Annotated in this window: 17 protein-coding genes; 5 read left to right on the top strand and 12 right to left on the bottom strand. The window is 35.8% G+C overall.

Annotated elements, in window-relative coordinates; all coding sequences use genetic code 11:
- Positions 1 to 69: 69 nt before the first annotated feature.
- From F5ESL0261_RS09795 to F5ESL0261_RS09805, 3 genes are read right to left on the bottom strand one after another with little or no spacing between them, the layout of a single operon-like run.
- The gene (locus F5ESL0261_RS09795) at positions 70 to 2,601 is read right to left on the bottom strand and encodes an excinuclease ABC subunit UvrA (RefSeq protein WP_122053108.1); all 2,532 of its coding nucleotides are present in this window, start codon (positions 2,599 to 2,601) and stop codon (positions 70 to 72) included.
- Entirely contained in the window at positions 2,601 to 3,467 is an 867-nt protein-coding gene (locus tag F5ESL0261_RS09800; protein WP_122053109.1) for an alpha/beta hydrolase, read from the bottom strand. Before F5ESL0261_RS09800 ends, F5ESL0261_RS09795 begins: the two co-directional genes overlap by 1 nt.
- Before the next feature lie 4 nt (positions 3,468 to 3,471).
- The gene (locus F5ESL0261_RS09805; RefSeq protein WP_109587034.1) at positions 3,472 to 4,767 is read right to left on the bottom strand and encodes a PTS sugar transporter subunit IIC; all 1,296 of its coding nucleotides are present in this window, start codon (positions 4,765 to 4,767) and stop codon (positions 3,472 to 3,474) included.
- 150 nt (positions 4,768 to 4,917) lie between these two features.
- Between F5ESL0261_RS09805 and F5ESL0261_RS09810 the strand changes: the two genes are divergently transcribed.
- The gene (locus F5ESL0261_RS09810) at positions 4,918 to 5,151 is read left to right on the top strand and encodes a hypothetical protein (RefSeq protein WP_046332832.1); all 234 of its coding nucleotides are present in this window, start codon (positions 4,918 to 4,920) and stop codon (positions 5,149 to 5,151) included.
- A 71-nt stretch (positions 5,152 to 5,222) separates the two neighbouring features.
- On the opposite strand, the gene F5ESL0261_RS09815 is transcribed toward F5ESL0261_RS09810, so the two are convergent.
- The 8 genes from F5ESL0261_RS09815 to F5ESL0261_RS09850 form a co-directional block, all read right to left on the bottom strand.
- Positions 5,223 to 5,930: a DUF975 family protein gene (locus tag F5ESL0261_RS09815; protein WP_122053110.1), complete on the bottom strand. Its 708-nt coding sequence runs from the start codon at positions 5,928 to 5,930 to the stop codon at positions 5,223 to 5,225.
- Positions 5,931 to 6,167: 237 nt separating this feature from the next.
- On the bottom strand, positions 6,168 to 7,142 hold the full coding sequence (locus tag F5ESL0261_RS09820) for a serine hydrolase (RefSeq protein WP_122053111.1): 975 nt from the start codon (positions 7,140 to 7,142) through the stop codon (positions 6,168 to 6,170).
- Positions 7,142 to 8,449, bottom strand: coding sequence for a D-alanyl-lipoteichoic acid biosynthesis protein DltD (gene dltD, locus F5ESL0261_RS09825; RefSeq protein WP_122053112.1), 1,308 nt, complete (start codon positions 8,447 to 8,449; stop codon positions 7,142 to 7,144). Before dltD ends, F5ESL0261_RS09820 begins: the two co-directional genes overlap by 1 nt.
- Positions 8,442 to 8,681, bottom strand: coding sequence for a D-alanine--poly(phosphoribitol) ligase subunit DltC (gene dltC, locus F5ESL0261_RS09830; protein WP_038524744.1), 240 nt, complete (start codon positions 8,679 to 8,681; stop codon positions 8,442 to 8,444). The genes dltD and dltC overlap by 8 nt, the downstream gene beginning before the upstream one ends.
- A gap of 28 nt (positions 8,682 to 8,709) precedes the next feature.
- The gene (gene dltB, locus F5ESL0261_RS09835; protein WP_122053113.1) at positions 8,710 to 9,954 is read right to left on the bottom strand and encodes a D-alanyl-lipoteichoic acid biosynthesis protein DltB; all 1,245 of its coding nucleotides are present in this window, start codon (positions 9,952 to 9,954) and stop codon (positions 8,710 to 8,712) included.
- Positions 9,954 to 11,468, bottom strand: coding sequence for a D-alanine--poly(phosphoribitol) ligase subunit DltA (gene dltA, locus F5ESL0261_RS09840; RefSeq protein WP_122053114.1), 1,515 nt, complete (start codon positions 11,466 to 11,468; stop codon positions 9,954 to 9,956). The genes dltB and dltA overlap by 1 nt, the downstream gene beginning before the upstream one ends.
- Before the next feature lie 15 nt (positions 11,469 to 11,483).
- Positions 11,484 to 11,636, bottom strand: a complete 153-nt coding sequence (locus F5ESL0261_RS09845) for a teichoic acid D-Ala incorporation-associated protein DltX (RefSeq protein WP_034978542.1) — start codon at positions 11,634 to 11,636, stop codon at positions 11,484 to 11,486.
- Between the two features lie 114 nt (positions 11,637 to 11,750).
- Positions 11,751 to 12,068, bottom strand: coding sequence for a hypothetical protein (locus F5ESL0261_RS09850; RefSeq protein ID WP_122053115.1), 318 nt, complete (start codon positions 12,066 to 12,068; stop codon positions 11,751 to 11,753).
- A 563-nt stretch (positions 12,069 to 12,631) separates the two neighbouring features.
- Here F5ESL0261_RS09850 and cbpB point away from each other — a divergent pair.
- The 3 genes from cbpB (at position 12,632) to F5ESL0261_RS09865 (ending at position 15,964) form a co-directional block, all read left to right on the top strand.
- A complete protein-coding gene (gene cbpB, locus F5ESL0261_RS09855; protein WP_034978546.1) occupies positions 12,632 to 13,117 on the top strand; it encodes a cyclic-di-AMP-binding protein CbpB in 486 nt (161 codons plus the stop codon).
- Between the two features lie 283 nt (positions 13,118 to 13,400).
- Positions 13,401 to 13,973: a hypothetical protein gene (locus tag F5ESL0261_RS09860; protein ID WP_122053116.1), complete on the top strand. Its 573-nt coding sequence runs from the start codon at positions 13,401 to 13,403 to the stop codon at positions 13,971 to 13,973.
- A gap of 122 nt (positions 13,974 to 14,095) precedes the next feature.
- On the top strand, positions 14,096 to 15,964 hold the full coding sequence (locus F5ESL0261_RS09865) for a heavy metal translocating P-type ATPase (protein WP_045928841.1): 1,869 nt from the start codon (positions 14,096 to 14,098) through the stop codon (positions 15,962 to 15,964).
- Between the two features lie 74 nt (positions 15,965 to 16,038).
- Here the strand turns inward: F5ESL0261_RS09865 and F5ESL0261_RS09870 are convergent, their stop codons facing one another.
- The gene (locus tag F5ESL0261_RS09870; RefSeq protein WP_122053117.1) at positions 16,039 to 16,716 is read right to left on the bottom strand and encodes a CPBP family intramembrane glutamic endopeptidase; all 678 of its coding nucleotides are present in this window, start codon (positions 16,714 to 16,716) and stop codon (positions 16,039 to 16,041) included.
- Positions 16,717 to 16,919: 203 nt separating this feature from the next.
- Between F5ESL0261_RS09870 and F5ESL0261_RS09875 the strand changes: the two genes are divergently transcribed.
- Positions 16,920 to 18,011, top strand: a complete 1,092-nt coding sequence (locus tag F5ESL0261_RS09875) for a YdcF family protein (protein ID WP_370448934.1) — start codon at positions 16,920 to 16,922, stop codon at positions 18,009 to 18,011.
- Positions 18,012 to 18,020: the final 9 nt, after the last annotated feature.

Consider the following 18,020-nt stretch of genomic DNA (forward strand, 5'->3'; position numbering starts at 1 on the left):
CCGACTTTTCCACAGAAGTCAAAGAGCCTAAAAAGCAGCGTTCTCAGCTACTTTTTAGGCTCTATTCTTTTATTTTTGATATAATTTAAATTGCTTTGCCAAATATTTACCTGTTAAACTACCAGAATTTTGAGAAATATCCACAGGGGATCCGCTTGCAATAATTTTTCCTCCTTGTAGTCCTCCTCTTGGTCCCATATCAATCATATAATCACTGTTAGCCATAATATCCAAGTCATGCGTAATAGTAATAATAGTTCCTTCTTGCTCGAGTAATCTTTGAAACACTTGTAAGAGTGTTCTCACATCTTGTGGATGTAGTCCCACTGTCGGTTCATCAAAAACAAATAAAGTGCCTTTTTGCCTTTGATGAATGTGACTAGTTAATTTTAACCGCTGTGCTTCTCCTCCTGATAATGCTGGAGTAGACTCCCCTAAATGAAGATAACCTAACCCCATGTCATGTAATGTTGTAATTGTTTTATTAATTTTTGGCTCTTTTTGAAAAATTTCTTCTTTTAAGGCATCATCTACCGAGTAATCCAAAACGTCAGCAATACTTAAATTGTGCCATTTTACCTGCAAGACATTTTGATTGAAACGATGACCTCCACATACTGAACATGTTTCAACCATGTCTGGCAAATATTGGATATCAAGTGCAATAACACCAGTGCCACCGCATGCTGGGCATGCACCTTCTTTATTATTATATGAAAAATGAGATGCACGATATTTCAACTTTTTAGCTAAAGGCTGTTTGGCAAAAAGTTTACGCAAGTTGTCCATAATATCTGTATAAGTTGCAACAGTTGAGCGCTGATTTTTACCAACTGGAGTAGAATCAACACTAACCACGTTTTTAATATAGTCATTATCTAAGTTCTTTACCCACTTAGGTCTTTCACTATTATTTTTTTGTGACTTCAATGCCGGAATCAAAGAATCTAGAATGAGAGTAGTTTTACCAGCACCTGAAAATCCGGTAACAGAAGTTAAGCGATTGACAGGTATTTGCACATGCAAGTTTTTTAAGTTAAAGCGCTTAGTAACATCAAGCTTTATTTTGCCATGTTTAAAGATTTGGTCTTTATTGGCCCTGGGTCTGACAAATAATGGTGCTTTACCTGTTAAATATGGTCCAATTAAGGATTTTTCATTATGTTCTATCTCTTTGGGTATTCCCTGGGAAATAATTTCACCACCCTGGCTGCCTGAACCGGGACCAATTTCAATCACCCAATCAGCTGCGTTAATAATGGCAGTTTCATGATCAACAACAACTAAAGAATTGCCTTGATTGACCAATTCATGAAATACATCAATCAACCCAGCTACATTATCAGGGTGTAAGCCCACTGATGGTTCATCTAATACATAGAGTACCCCTGTGGTTTCGGTGCGCAACGTTCTGCCAAGCTGGATACGTTGAAGTTCACCTGTAGACAGACTACTTGCCTGTCTGTCTATGCTCAAATAATCTAGTCCTAATTTTAACAGAGGTTTGACTTGATGCAACAACTCACTCGTTAAATTTTCTGCTAAGTCTTGCATGTCTTGTGGCAAACTTGCTAAAATCTCGTCCATATATTGAGTTAATTCACCTAAAGTCAGTTTTTCAGCTTCAACAATATTTTTGCCGGCAACTAGTTGCTGCCAGCGACTAGGATCAATCCGATAGCCATGGCAGCGAGGACAGGTACTAAATTTATAAAAAGAATTAATTCTTTGCAATCCTCGCTCCGACTTAGTTGTTTTACGGGAGTTAGCCACCGCATTATAGGCATTCTCATATAGCGCATCAAGATGATAAACTCGACCAGTTGAAGTTGGCAAGTCAATAGGGACTTTTCGCTCTTTACCATGAAGCACAATATCTTTTTCTTTAGCATTCAACTCTTTATATGGAATATCAGTCCGTACTCCTAGTTCACGGGCAATACGCCACATCCAATTTCGACCAGGAATTTGCCAAGTAGCTACTGCACCTTTTTCAAGCGATAAATTTTCATCAGCAATAATCTTACTATCATCAATCTGCTCAACCGTTCCTAGACCCTGGCATTTTTGACACGCACCATCTGAATTAAACGCAAAGTCTTCAGCACTGAAAGCATAAAATTGTACGCCACATGTAGGACACGTCAAGCGACCCATTGCTTCCCCAGTTAAATCCATTGCTTCCGCAATTTTTATGGTTGGTGGAACTCTGTGACCATTAGGACATACGGGTGAACCTAATCGGGAAAAAATTAGTCGTAGGATATTAAAAACTTCCGTTACTGTGCCAACGGTCGAACGCACACCAGGAACAGCCGGTCGCTGCCTTAATGCCAATGCTGAAGGGATGTGTTTTACCTCATCTACTTGTGCACGACCAACTTGGCTAATGCGTCTCCTAGTATAGGCTGCTAAGGAATCAAGATAACGTCTTGCACCTTCTGAGTATAAAATGCCCATTGCCAAGCTGGATTTTCCAGATCCGCTTAAGCCAGAGATTGCTACAAATTTATGTAGTGGAATATCAACATCAATGTTTTTTAGATTATTAACTCTACCACCAATTACTTCAATTTTAGTAGGTTGTTTTTGGTATTTCATTAATGATTATCCTTTCCCTTAGCAGGCTTTAATGGCCTATTCGGTTTCTTTAATAAGTACTGTCGAATTGCTTGAATTACCTGCTTATTTTGCGGCAAATCTGAGTGATCTGCCTTTTCGCCTGTAACTGTCATTGCCGTATAATTCTTGACCTGATTTTGAAAAATGAATTTACCGGCAGCAACACTTGTTTCAGGTACGATTCCATCTGATTCATAATTTTTCCCTCCAGAAAGAGAATAAACTTTTAAATATTGCGGTAGTGTTGCACGATTTTTAATAAAATCTGCCAGCATTTGCGTCCGATTATTAATATTACTTTCCGTAAAGTTATAAGGAGTTCCTAAAGTCATTAACTTCTTTATCTTAATGTTATCAGAATATTCAGAATAATAATGTTCCAGCCAGTAAGTCCAAATTAAACCACCGTTAGAATGACCAAACGCTTTAAAATTATTAAACTTATAGTTTTGAATTAGTGATTCAAACGCAACATTTAGCCATTTTGCTTGTTTTTTAATATTTGTATAACCGTCTTTATTGTTGTCAAAACCAATAATAATAAAAGGTTCCAAATCGCTTTTACCAATAGAGCCACTGTAAGTAAGCTTTGCTTCACGTGAAACTTTGATTTTTATTACACTGTGTCTGTTGAGAGTAGTTTTATTCAATTCATCAATCAAATCGTTAAAACGCTCAGTTGTAGCACTGGATCCAGGAACCATTATTACAGGAGAAAGTAGCGACTTGCTAAGTTCGGCTCTTGATTTATTATCCTTTTTCATCCAAAAGAAACTGGGGACAGCCAGCATAATTAAAATAATTATGACCAAGATTAGCCATTTATAATTAGGATTTTTACGCATCTGATCATTCCTTCTTCTGGTAAGCAATTCTTAGATCAATTTTTTCATTAATTTTAATTATTGGTAATAGCAAAACTATATCCAACAAAAATAGCAGTAATGTAAAAATTAACGTTGACCAGTTACCATTTGTGCCAAAAAATGAAACTAAAATTCCGGGGGTTCCTTTTAAAATTTGATAAACACTCACAGGAATAATATGTACACTAATAGCCACAGCAGCCAATGTCATATTAATAACCGGGATCATAACACTAGGCAATACGAACACAGGATTTAAAATTAGAGGTAAACCAATTGTAAATCCCAAGGTAGAACCAAAAGCAGCTGGTAATAAATTAATTTTAGCATTTATTTCATTTTCTCTATTACCTCGCCTTATTAAAAGCAACACAATCACGGCTAAAGCAACACTGGCACCACCCATTATGCCATAACTGTTAATAAGCGAACTGCCCAAGTATTTATACGGCACATTCCAGGAATTACCGTGTTTTAATGTATACGTCAAATTTTCAGCAGTAAAAGCATTATTAACTGTTCCTGATAAGGAACGCAATGGATAACCGATTCCTAACCAATCTAAAAAAGTAATCACAGCTGAAAGCAATAAAACTTCGCCAAAATTATTAGTGGTCTGAACTCGACTGACAATTTCATTAAAACTGGTGGAATTAAGGAGTTTAAGTTGTAATTCATAAATTATAATTCCTAAGAAAATACCCAGTAGCAGTGAAACAGCGCTAGGCAAAACAGCATCCCCTGCCCTTTTTTGAATTATCTTTGTTCCCTCATCTTTAACGTAGGAAAAGTCTTTACCTAATAAATGAAATATTTGTCCCACACAATATCCTATAACTAAGGCTATAAAAACCGCATTAATTTGTAACAAACTAGCAGTAAACGGCATGCGAGCATTGCGGCCACTGCTGGATGCATATGAACAAAAAAGCATAATTAGAACAGCAGTTAAACCTGCCATAGTTGAATCCTTATGATAAAGCCGCGCTGTATAGCGAGCCATAAAGTAACTGGCATAGACACCAAACACCCCAAAAGTAATTTCTACCATTCCGCGACATACAAAAGAGCCACCATACCAAATGTGATCTGATAAAACTGTATCTAAATTAAAAATATTATAAATCAGTCCATTGGGTGTAAAAATAAGATCATTAAACAGCTTAAAATATGAGCCAACCACTGCAATCGGCATCAGTATTGCCATGGTATGCCTTGTCGCACGAAAAAAAGAAAATTCCTGCATACGTGCTACGATATCGATAGTAAATTCTTTCATTAATTCTGATCCTAACATTGAATATTATATTTAAAATAAAATAATACTCTATTTTTCTAATGCTAGCCATTTTTATACCAACCATTATCTTTTTTATTATTAGTAATGAATAAAATGGTATAATGAAAGTGTATTTTAAGAGGCGAGAAAATGAGCAGGAAGAAAATTGAATTAACTGAAAAGGTAGCAAAGTTAACAGAAAAATATTTAGAAGTTAATGATACCGATTTTAATGACTTAATTAACAAGGCATTAAAGCTATACCTGATGGATCACTTGAATTCCAGTCAAATCAAAGAAGCCCTTAAAAAGACCGATGATTTTAACTCTAAATACGCTGGCAAATGGTTTCAGGAAAGTATTGAAGACTTGAACAAATACTAATTTTTTAAATGGACACTTAAAAAGAGCAAGATAATGAACATCTTGCTCTTTTAATTTGTTTTGTTATCAATTTATTTTTTTAAATAACGATCGCCGGCTAGCCTGCGGTAAAAATTAGCTTTAGTTGTCTGCTCGTAAGGAACTAACCAAATATAACCAATGCCTAAAGTTAGTACACTCAAAAGATACCAGCCAATAAAACTTAAATTTAATACAAATAATTCCCATTTATGCCCGTTCATTAACTGGCGACTTGCAGTAATCGCTGTTGTTGCGTGAACTTCTTGTCCACTTTCCACTAAGTCATTAACAATATATGGCGTCATGGCATAAGAATAAGACTTAATTAAGCCTGGGATAACTAATAATAGAGACCACAGAAATTGAAAAATATACCCACAAAGATAATTCAAAAATTCCGGTACAAACCGGCCATCAGTAAAAGCAGAAAAAATACCTTTAAAAAAGCCTAGTCTTTCTCCACGAGCAAAGTGTAAGAAAGTGACCACCATACTCAACATGAAAAAGTTGCCAATAATGGTTAATCCCGTATCAGGACCAAATTGTCCTGCCCAAAATGCTGGCTTAAACAGCGAATCAATTGAGCCAGTTCCCATGACATCATTCACACTATTCGCAGTCTTAAGCGAACCATTTACTACTGGCCTGGCAAAAAAGAAACCAACAAATAGCGTCATTACGAAACCAATACTAATAGCCCAGCCCCAGTTATGACGCAGTTGATTCTTAGCTTCTAGTTTTAGTTCTGCTCTGTTCATACTTATCTCCTTATCTAGTATATATTAAATATATTTTACCCCCTTGCAATAGCAGTTAGCAAAGAAAACACAAAAAAAGCCTAGTTCCACCAACATCGGAACTAAGCTCACACAGTGTTTGTGCCACCATTACTGACCACATTATAGAAATTTTACATTTTCGCTACCGGAGAAAATGATTACTTCCCTATGGTGACACAACAAAATTTTAGCATGCAATTAACCAAAAAACAAGTTTCAACCAATTATATTTGCACTGTCAGCCTTACGGCCAAGCAGTTCGAGCATGATTTGATTAATTTGACTTTTTAACTGGTTAAATTCACCCTCACGTGTCTTATTAGACTGTATAATCACTAGCGTTTTAGCATTATTAGTACTGCGCATGAAGGTATAATAACCCTCTCCTGCACCATTAGCAGTTTTAGTTTTTAATTTAATATTATTATAAAAGCCGCCATTATAATAAGCAGGTGGTTCAGACTGGTAAAGCAATTTACGACTCTTTTGGGTTAACAAGTTACCAGCTAGTAAATATTGTATAACTTTGGCCAGATCATGATTAGACATTACTATTGAACCAGCCCCTAATTCATTGCGAGCTCCCCTTAAAGCTGCCTTATGCTTAACCACGTCATAGCGACCTTTGCGGTAAATCATTCCGGGCACTAAATGACTGGAAATAATTTTGCCTGGCCTTGACCACAAAAATTCTGTTTGTTTCAGCTTTAACGGCCTGATATAGGTATTGCGGAACAACCGCTCATAGCTTTGACCCGTTATTTTGCTCATAATACCACAGAGGTAAACATAATTTAGTGAACTATAATGCCACTTATTTAATAAATCAGTTTCAAAAATAGTTTTAGCTGCATCATGCTGAATATTATCAGAGTCAGAAACAAAATGCTTTCTTCCTAACTTTGCTCCTGGTTTGAGATCAAGACCTGCCGTCATGGCTAAGAGATTTTTAATTTTGACTTTTTGTGCTCCAGAAATTTGCGGATAAAATTCACTTAATTTATCCTGCAGGCTTAACTTGCCTTCCTGCACGAGCCGCATAATAATTGCAGCCGTCATAGATTTCTGCACAGAATTAATTAGATAACTAGTGTCAGTGTTATTGCCTAAAGCATAGTTAAGCAGTATTTTGCCATTTTTAATGACTAAAATTGAACCCTTGATTCCTAAGGCATCAATTTGCTGGCGCACTATTTTCCTTTTAAAGATTCTTTTGAATTGCCATTTAACGGATTTTCATCTGTCAAACTAATCTGATATGGCTTTTTTTGCCACTTTCTGCTGTAAAAATAGTTATGAATATTATAATTACGTGGCAGATCACTTTGCGCCATGAATGGCTTTACTGCCTTGTCAACAGCTACCCAGCCGCGCCAGCCCAGGTGAATAGTATCTTCCATGAAATACTTTTCACCACCGCGTTTGGATAAATCGGTAACGTTATCAAAGCCTTGACTAGCCAGTTGGTACTTAATCTTAGAAACAGCCTTCTGGTACATTGTTTGTGATAAGCCCGTGTAATTAGACCATTTTTCATTAATCGGCGGGATAATGAACAGCACATTGGTATGCTGCTTGGCAAATTGGTGCAGCATCAATTCAAAATCGCTGTATTCTACCGATTTAGTGTAATTAAAATGACGTTGACTATCTTTTAATTTGGCTAATAAGCGTTTATTCAAGCGTTTTTTGAAGAAGCGATTGTTAATGCCAAAATTATTAGAATTGGTGTTAAGTGCAGCCTGCTGACTTGCTACTTCGTCTAAAGCCTTGACTGAATACGTATTCGGCAATAACTTGGCCTGTTTGTTAATCTTTTTAATGCGATCGCGTAATTGGAAAGTGCTGAAGAATTTATCTTCATTGTTAAGCATGCGCCGCTGATTTTCTAAGTAAAAACGCTGAAACCCAGTTAATTTTTGCCCTCGGGCAATTCTTTTCATACCCAGTTTGATAACACCCTTCACTTCTGGCATCTGCAAGAAACGTTTAGCCGCATAGCGGTTAGTCACCGTGTCTTTTTTAATACCTAAGAGAAAATTACAGGCTTGCAGCGGTGAATAATACAGCGCGAAGGCATCCGGATTTTGACCCTTTTTAGTAAACCATTGCGGTGAAACAATGACTACGGCTTTTTTGCCCTTAAGCTGTTTAGCAGTCCCCTGCATTTCCAAAAAATGTGCTAAGGATTGACTGCCTGGCCCGCCTAATAAAAATGGCCGGTAATTGCGGCGATACTTTTGCGCAATTACACTGGGATGCAATGGATCAAGTCGTGACAATTCACTTGATCCATAAAAAGGCACGTACCCATCCTTAAACGCATCCTGTTTCATTAAAGAGCCCTTAAAAATAGTATTAGTTTGCGAATTAGCCGCTTGATAAATGGCATCCCTAGAAAAAGTTCGCTCCCACGGCATCAGAAAGATGACCAGCAGCAAGACAAATGCGCAAAGAACCGGGCCAAAAATATGCCACAGCCGGCGTTTGTTATTCATTTTCTAAATTTTCCACCTTTGCCACAATTTTATTGGGCGTATCCCATTCATTTCTGTCAAATTCAGAAACGGGTACATCTATCTGGAACTTTTCCTGTAAATTTAACAACATTTGGACACTGGCCATTGAATCCATTAAGCCATTGGCAAAAATATTTTCATCCATTCTGTCTGTTAAATCTTCACCAGTTAAATCTTGTAAAATTGCTAAAACTTCTTTTTTGGTATCCATGTTAAAACTCCTTAAATAAAATTATTGCCTATTGCCAGCCAAACCATAGCTGGCTGAGAAAACCTGAAAAAATCAGGAAACTAAAACACACTACATTAAAAGTGACAAAAATTGCCAGCCATTTTGTGTATTTATTCGATGGCAGCTTATCTTTGTGCTTCTTTTTGAACCGCAGCCAGCAATCATTGATGATGATGGCAAAAGCATGGAACAAGCCATAAACAATATAATACCAGGTCAGCCCATGCCAGAAACCCATCACCAAGAACAAGAGCAGGTATGCTGCCTGCGACAGCCTGACTGGGTTTTTGAACAGCTTTTTCTTCATTGCAAAGAAGGTAAAACGCATGTAGATGTAGTCCCGAAACCAGAAAGACAAGGTCATATGCCAACGGTTCCAGAATTCTTTGATGTTTTGCGAAATAAACGGCTTGTTAAAGTTCATTGGAGTGTGAATGCCCATAAAGTAGGAAATCGACACTGCAAACAAGGAATAGCCCGCAAAGTCAAAGAATAAATACATGCTGTAGCAGTACATATAAGCTACTACCCACCAGGATAGTTTTAAGCCGCCCACAGCTGTACCTGTAATTAAAGCAGCTCGAGTGATTCGGGGCAGCCAATAGGTACCAAAGAACCAGCCAAGAACAAATTTATAGAGGAAGCCTTGAAACAAATAACGTGTTGCCAGCTCTAAATCGTTTAGATATTGCTTACGCTTTGGCACCGTGTCACATTCTTTGGCAAATCTGCGGTAACGATCGATCGGTCCCGAAGAAATGGTCGGAAAGAACAGGAGAAAACGAAGATAGGTTCCCAAGTTAAGTTCTTTAATAGCGCCATCGCGTACTTCCATCACGACCTGAACTGTCTTAAAAGTCAGATAAGAAATCCCCAGAAAAGCCAAAACTCCAGGAATTTTAGCTTGCGGGAAAGCAGTCTGTACTTTAACCAAAACCAGGGGCACGATTGCTAAAATTACAGCTAAGTAGAAAACCCAGGTTCTATTTGGACTGTTTTTACGACGGCGATAATAAAGATAGCCATAAGTGACCAGCAACTGAAACAAAATATAGATGATTAAACTAACGCCCTGTTGCCATTTTTCACCATCAAAAATGAAAAACAAGAAAATTAATGAGAATACAACCTCATAGATTTTTAAGCGGTGACCCCAATACAGCCCGATGATAATAGGTATTAAGCCAATCATCAGATACACGAAATAATGCGGATTGGAATATGGCTGCAAGTTAATGAAATTAGCGTTCACTACTCGTTGACCTCCTTAATGACAGCCTTAATATCAACCTTACCATTTTGCGATACCGGCAATGTTTCACGGTAAACATAACGCTGTGGAATCATATATGGCATCAGTTCTTTAGCTAAATCTGCTCTGATCATCTTAGTAATTTCTGCTTCAGAATACTGCTCTTTTACCCCATCTTTGAGTTTAATTTCGGCAACAATTTGCTTAACCGTATGATCCTGATTATATTTTGGTGCAGCTACACCGTGATCAACCAATTTGTTCATACCAATATAGTGGTTGATTTCTTCCAATTCAATACGATAGCCATTAAACTTGATCTGAAAATCAATTCTGCCGCGGTAAAAGAGCATATCCTGGTCAAAGAAGCCTTCGTCCCCTGAGCGGTGGCTCATATATTGGTCACCCGGTTTTTTAAAGAATGCTTTAGCTGTTTTTTCGGGGTTATTCATATAGCCCTTAGAAGTACTTGGTCCAGAAATAATAATTTCGCCTTCATCAGGCTGGTCACCTTTAGATTTATCAATAATAATTTTGGTATCTGCCTTAACCTTGCCAATTGGAAGACGATCATATTTCTTTAAAACAGCATCAGTAATTTCTACCTGAGTAACTGCAACTGTAGTTTCAGTCGGGCCATAGGTATTAAAAATACGCGCCTGGGGGAATTTGTTTTTTAACGTTACCACTTCGCTGTGTGGTAATTCTTCACCACAAAACATAAAGTGAGTTAAATCTGGATGATTCGCAGCAGTAAAAGTTTTATCTAAAAAACACATCTGCGCAAATGACGGCGTTGATACCCAAACATTAAATTGCAACTTAGGCAAAGTCTGAAATAACTGAGCAAAATTTTGCGTAACTTCATGTGGCAAAGCCACCAATTTACCTGCCCCGACTAAAGCAGGATAAAGACTCATGACTGAGAGGTCAAATGAGTATGGCGCTTGGGACAAAAATGAAGGATGTTCTGGCAAATCAAAGTCCGTCATTTCCCAGTTGACGAAACTGAGCAAGTTATTATGACTAATTTGCACGCCTTTAGGTTTGCCACTTGTGCCTGATGTAAAAATAACGTAAAAATTGTCGTCACCCTGTACATAGATGGCAGGATCAGATTCAAAATCTCCTTTTTCTACATCAGCAGGACGCACTACTTTAATAGGCGGCAAATCAATTTTCGGCAATTCATCAATTGCTAAAATTGCTTCAGCATGAGAAACTTCCTGAATCATAACTATTCTTTCAGCATTTGAATAGCTGGCAATAGGAATATATGCATGTCCAGACTTTACACAACCAAGAAAACTGGCAATCATTTCAAAATCCTGCCCGCCCCAAATCATCACTGGACTCTTAGGAGAAAGATTCAAACTTACAATCTTATGAGCCCATTCATCTGAACGCTTTTTTAGATCACTATACGTATTAGTTTTACCTAAATAGTCATATGAAATACGTTCAGGCTCTGCCTGAGCAACTTCGTCAATTTTTTTAATTATATTTTCAATCATATTATTGTACCAGCTTTAAAATTCATTGTAGATAAAGTGAACAGATGTTAACCCACTATATTGATACAAATAAATCAGTACCATTAGAATGACGCAATAGATAATTGTCGTCAAAACAAACTTACCAACACGTTTAGCACGTGACTCAGTTTTTTCTTTTTTAGCCATAATTTCATATCTTTCTCAATATTAATAAAATGTACTATCGAATATAGTACTCCTAAAGATTTGTAACTAAAAAAAAGCTCTCAAACTTTTACCAAATTTAAATATTTTTCCCTATTATCCGTTATTCAGCTTGCGACAATTGTTATAAGCAAAGCAAAGCGGAATTAGAATTATAAATGAGCCAAAAAGCACTGTAAGTATTAATAAGACAAAAATGTTTGTTGGTTTTAACCAGCGTTCGCTTTGTGCGGTTGTCAAAATATAAACAGCAAATAAGACTGTAAAAACGAGTTCCCCTAAAAGCGTGTATCCTAAAGCACCTTGACTAAACATCTGATACAGCCAAAGCCAGCCAGATGCTGGCAACAGGCAAAGCCACCCTGAAAAGCGCAGCCAAAAAACGATCTTTTTACGATAATCTTGTTTTCCCATTTTTCTCCTTAAAATTTTAATTTTTTAAAATAAAGTAAAACTAATTATAACAAGGAGTTTTGCAACAAACAATTTTGTAGTCACCTAAAATTTGCATTTTGAGATTTTCGTCATACTTTTTTCACATTTTTTATTTATACTATAATTGTGATATAGGAAAGATATACATTTTTCTTATATCACACTCAACTTTTTGTTTTTCATTCATACTCCTCCAAGTATAATAATGAAAAAACCGAAATGACTTTACAGGTCATTTTCATATCTATCCCTTTCGACTCACGTGCGTTACGTGAGTTTTTCTATGCTCTTAAACAGTTCTAAAGAAATTCTTTACTCTTTTATAAGAGTTTTTCTACTTTAACTTCATATTTTAGAGATATCATTTTAAATGTAGTAAGCAATAGCAAAACTTACTACATACTCCCACTTTTTTATTTCATTCATTCTTACTCCTTCAAAGTAGATGAAAACTAACAGGCTCGCACAACTTGCGAGCCTTTTTTCTTTGTTATAGTATAAATTTAGCTACCCATTGTTCTCATTATGAAAGGTTATATTTAATGTTTTCACCCACAATAAAACACTTATTAGAAGAAAAATCAGGTTCATTCATTATTCCTGCTTCCCGCATTGCATTCGTCGAAGATGACAACCCCTTGTACCACGCTTTTATGATTCTAACCCGTGTAAAATACTCAAAAATACCAGTACTTGACCGTAAAAATCGCGTTGTTGGCTTATTAAGCTTAGCAATGATCACAGATAAAATGATGGAAACAGATAGCATTTCACTTGAGCCTTTAAATAAATTATTAGTTCGAGATGTGATGCAAACCAAATTTGATAAAATCAACTTTGTTCAGACTACATTGGAAACCCAACTCCATCTGTTAGTTGACAATGCTTTTTTGCCTGTGGTTGATGACTATGGTGTTTTCCAAGGACTATTAACCAGGCGTGAATGGATTAAAGCTTTTAATTACATTTCTCATAATTTTGAGAAAGAATATAAGGTGATTCCCATTACCAAAGATAAGCTGTTATAAAATATACTTAAAATTTATTTTTGTTTATTCCTTTTTAGTGTACTTTATTACAAATTAAGATATAATAATCATTAATAGGGAAACACCAGTACTTTTATTTGGTAATCCAGCTATTTGGTTAATACAATGTTAAAAATTGATTTTAGTTTAATATTTATTTTTTGATATATATATATTTATTGAATATAATCATTTTATTTTCAAAATTAAATAACGCCTTGCCGAGTTAGTTAAAAAGAAGCAATGGATATTCCTTAAATAATCAGAAAAGAAGAGCACTATTATGGCAAGTAAAACAATTTCTGCGCAATTGACATTTTTGATAAGCGCAATTATAAAAAATTGGACTTACCCAAATGATCAAGAGCTTTCACTTGAAGAGAAATCTGAATTGGTGTCCCAACTAAAGAAGCTGGCACAAAACTCAGATAATATGGAAGAATTGGCTAAAATCACTGATGCGTTCTATAAAGACAAAGTTACTAAACGTTTTAAATCAATGGATTCCAATTTTTCCTGGATCTTTATAATATTGCAGCATGAATTGGTATCGGCTACTCGATTGCATGCCCTTCTTCTTGATTTGGCTCACGAAGAACATTTTTCAGAAAAAGGAATTGCAAAAATTAACCATTATTTTGCAGAAACTGATGATCATGGTGACAATGACAACTTTATTACAATGTCATCTACAGATATAATTGATTCTTTAGGACGGACTAAAATTTTTCATATTCAACCCTCTAAGGATGAAAATAATTTCCCTGAAATTAAAAATTCTAAATTAACGTCTAAAGCTAAGCCGATAAAAACTGAAACCCAGTTCAACAAGATTATTAAACTAAAAGATCACTAAGTTAAAGAAGGTAAAATTACCTTCTTTTTTTATATTAATTTGTATCTAATTTAGACTTATTCTAAATTAGTGTTAAAATAGAAAACATAATAATTAGTTTAACTTACGGGAGGCTACTATTAATGAGTTTTAAACGCCAATGGAAATTTATTCTTGTATTAGCAATTGGGATAATAGGTCTTTTTTGCCAATTCGGCTTAAAGACCAAAAGTCTTTTTCAGATAGGAAACTTGCAGTTTCCTATTCAAGCAGTATTAATCGATATTGTAGGTATAATGATGGCAATTTCCTTACTTGCCGAAATTGCCAGTGATTTTAAATCCGGACGTTATGGCGTTGATATTTTGGCTGTTATCGCCGTTGTTTCCACTATACTGATTGGTGACATTTGGGCTGAATGGATGATTTTAGTCATGATGACTGGTGGTCAAACATTAGAAGACTATGCTACTGGACAAGCAGATAAAGAACTACGCTCTCTTTTAAGCAATTCACCTACTATTGCCAACAAAATTGTGAACAATGAACTAGTTTCTGTTGACGTTGAGCAACTAAAAATTGGAGATCACGTTTTAATTAAACCAGGTGAACAAGTTCCAGTTGATGGTAAAGTAGTTAGTGGTGAATCTAGTTTTGACCAGTCATCATTAACAGGAGAATCTGTGCCGGTTGCTAAAAAAACCGGCGATGAATTAATGTCTGGCTCGATTAATGGCAGCGTGGCGGTAGAAATGGCTGTCACTAAAAAAGCGAGCGATTCTGAATATCAGACAATTGTTTCACTTGTCGAATCATCGCAGGCAAAACCGGCCAAGTTTGTAAAAATGGCTGACCGCTACGCTGTTCCATTTACCATTATTTCCCTGGTAATAGGAATCGCTGCCTGGATCCATTCGGGCAATCCTGTGAACTTTGCAGAAGTCATGGTTGTGGCTTCACCTTGTCCATTACTAATTGCCGCACCAGTTGCACTGGTATCCGGCATGAGTTCCATGTCCAAGCATCATATTATAGTTAAGTCCGGTCCCACTTTAGAAAAACTGGCTACAGCAAAAACTTTTGCTTTTGATAAAACAGGTACTTTAACTGAAAATCAGTTGGTAATCGATGAAATAATACCTGCCAATAATAGTAGTTATAGTCCAGAAACCCTGCAAAGTTACGCTACCAGCGTTGAACAACAATCTAGTCATATTATCGCTAATTCACTGGTCAATGTAGCTGATAAGAACCTTTTAAAACCGGCTACAAATATCAAAGAATCAACTGGTCAAGGCATTAGCGGCATTGTCGAGGGACATTTAGTGAAAGTCGGTAAGTTAGACTATGTTAACCCACACGAAAAAGCTGCGACAGTCAACGCTACCGCAGTTTATATTTCAATTGACGATGAGTATGCCGGTTACATTACATTTAAGGATCAAGTTCGTCCTGAAAGTGCTGAGACAATAGCACGTTTGAAACGTCAAAGTAATGCACACATTATGATGTTGACAGGAGACCACAAAGATGTGGCTGATAAAATTGGACAAACAGTTGGAGTGCATGATATACGCTATAGTCTGTTACCCGCTGAAAAGATAGCTGCAATTAAAAATGTTCCGCAAGATCAGAGACCAGTAGTTATGACTGGTGACGGCATTAATGACGCCCCTAGTTTGTCAGCTGCAGATGTCGGTATAGCCATGGGAGCCAAAGGTGCATCTGCCGCCAGTGAAAGTGCAGATGCCATTATCATGGTAAACGACTTGTCCAAAATTAATGATGCTGTAGCAATTTCTAAACATACTATGAAAGTTGCCAATATTGATGTATTAACTGCTATTACAATCGTAGTTATCATCGAATTAATTGCATTTACTGGTATTATCCCTGCATTTTGGGGAGCAATTTTGCAGGAAGTGGTTGATATGATTTCCATTAGCTTGGCTCTTTTAGCAAAAACTACTCCTAAAAATCCAGAACAAACAGGAATTAGCACTACAAATTAACTTTCAAAAATATTCTTACATTAAAAAAGCCTGATAAACTACATTGCCTATTAAGCATCAGTTTATCAGGTTTTTTATATGAATCCTAATGCATTAAAAATCATATGAGATAACATTGAATAGCGCAAATCTCTGGTACTTGTGTAAACCCAGGCTAATACACAGCCTAATGCCCAATAGACCAGTATATATTTCGTAAGTCCAGGATCATGTACATATCCAAAGATAAGTCCACTGAAAAGAATGCCTAACCATTTATTTAAATTCGAATTTTTGTAAAAGAAAGTGTTAAAGAAAAAGCCACGAAAAATAAATTCTTCAAATACTGGGCCTATAAATATTACCATCACCGGAAAAAAGTTTCCTGCTTGATGAGAAAATTGATCTAAAAGATTCTGATTAGTTGAAGTTTGATCCGAATTAAAACCTAGTGCCAACTGTATGGTCGCACTAACTATAATCAACATTATTACGCCTAAAAGGGAAAGTAATATCTTCTTAAACTGCCAGTGTGGTCTGCTATTATAATTACGTTCATTTCTATGTTTTAATTGCAAAAGATATAAATAAAACAATATTAATAAAGCTATTGCGGTAATTATCATAGTTAGCAGGATAAAAGAGATATTTCCTAAGTGCAGTTCTCTTCTTAACCTGTAAGGGTAAAAATAAAATTGTTGCACTACGCTATAAATTATAAAAGAGGCTATTATTGTAATTACATTCCCCAAAAAATAGAAAAATTTCTTCATTCATTTCACTCTTTTCAAACTATAAGTAAAAGCAACTTTGACCGTTTTTTCGCAATGTCATCTTACCTTTAAAAATTTAATTTCAATTATGGTGGTAAGCTATTTCCTGGGAAATAACTTTATTATTCTATCATATTTTAATTTACTATGACTTTTTATTCATCTTTATTATAATAGACTTAGCTTTAAACCTAAGGTAGGATATTATGATTAGAATTTTTGAAGTATTAAATCAAAACCGCTCATTTATAATTCTTTCACTTATTATGCTAGCAACTTTTGCAGTTTTTCTAATTTCTTGGCTAAAAGAACCTAGAAGACTGCTTAATGGCATTCTTTTTACTATTTTTTTATTGTCATTTGGAGTTTGGCTGACCGTGATGATTTTATCTACTAGTTTGAGACCTCTCATTCTGACATACGAAATTCTGATAGTGTTATTTTTGGCAACAATTACTTTGTTAGCAGCTTTTTCATGGCTATTTTTTCTATGGAATGCTTATATCGTATGGAAACGTGAAAGTCATACCCTATCAAACTTATTAACTCTTTTTATCGGTATTGGCATAATTGTTGTTTGGTTAGTTGCACTAGTTGGTCCTTTTAGAAATTTGCCCTCTTGGGTTAGAATTTTGCTATATGCGCCAACAGCTATATTAGACTACCTTCTTTTTGTCGCATACAACTTTTTGGTTAATTTAACCTTTTACCAAATTGTTCCTAGACAATATAACCAAGACTATTTAATCGTTTTAGGAGCTGGGTTGTCTCACGGTGAACAAGTCACCCCACTATTAGCCAGTCGAATTAATCGTGCTATTGAATATGCTCAAAAGCAAGTCACTAAAGGACGGAAAATGCCTAAATTTATTATGTCTGGTGGTAAAGGTGGAGATGAAAAAGTTTCTGAAGCGCAAGCAATGACAGAATATGCAATAGCTCGCGGTATAGAGCCAAAAGACATTTTATTAGAAGATAATTCCAAAAATACATACCAAAATATGAAATTTTCAGCCGCAGTTGCTGCAAAAGATTTCGGCAGTAAAAATTACAAGGCAAAATTTTTTAGCAATAATTACCATATTTTTAGAGCTTCCCTCTATGCAAAAGCAGCTGATCTAAATGCAAATGGTGTAGGATGCTATACACGTCTTTACTTTCTACCAAACGCAATTGTGCGTGAATTTGCAGCAGTTTTACTGCTTAAAAAGAAACGACATCTAGTCGCCATATTTTTAATTATTCTTTTCTTTGCTATTTATGCTCTATTTGATTTTACTGGTATCATCCACTAAATAATTCAA

Source organism: Lactobacillus sp. ESL0261 (assembly GCF_003693025.1).
Taxonomy (GTDB): domain Bacteria; phylum Bacillota; class Bacilli; order Lactobacillales; family Lactobacillaceae; genus Lactobacillus; species Lactobacillus kullabergensis.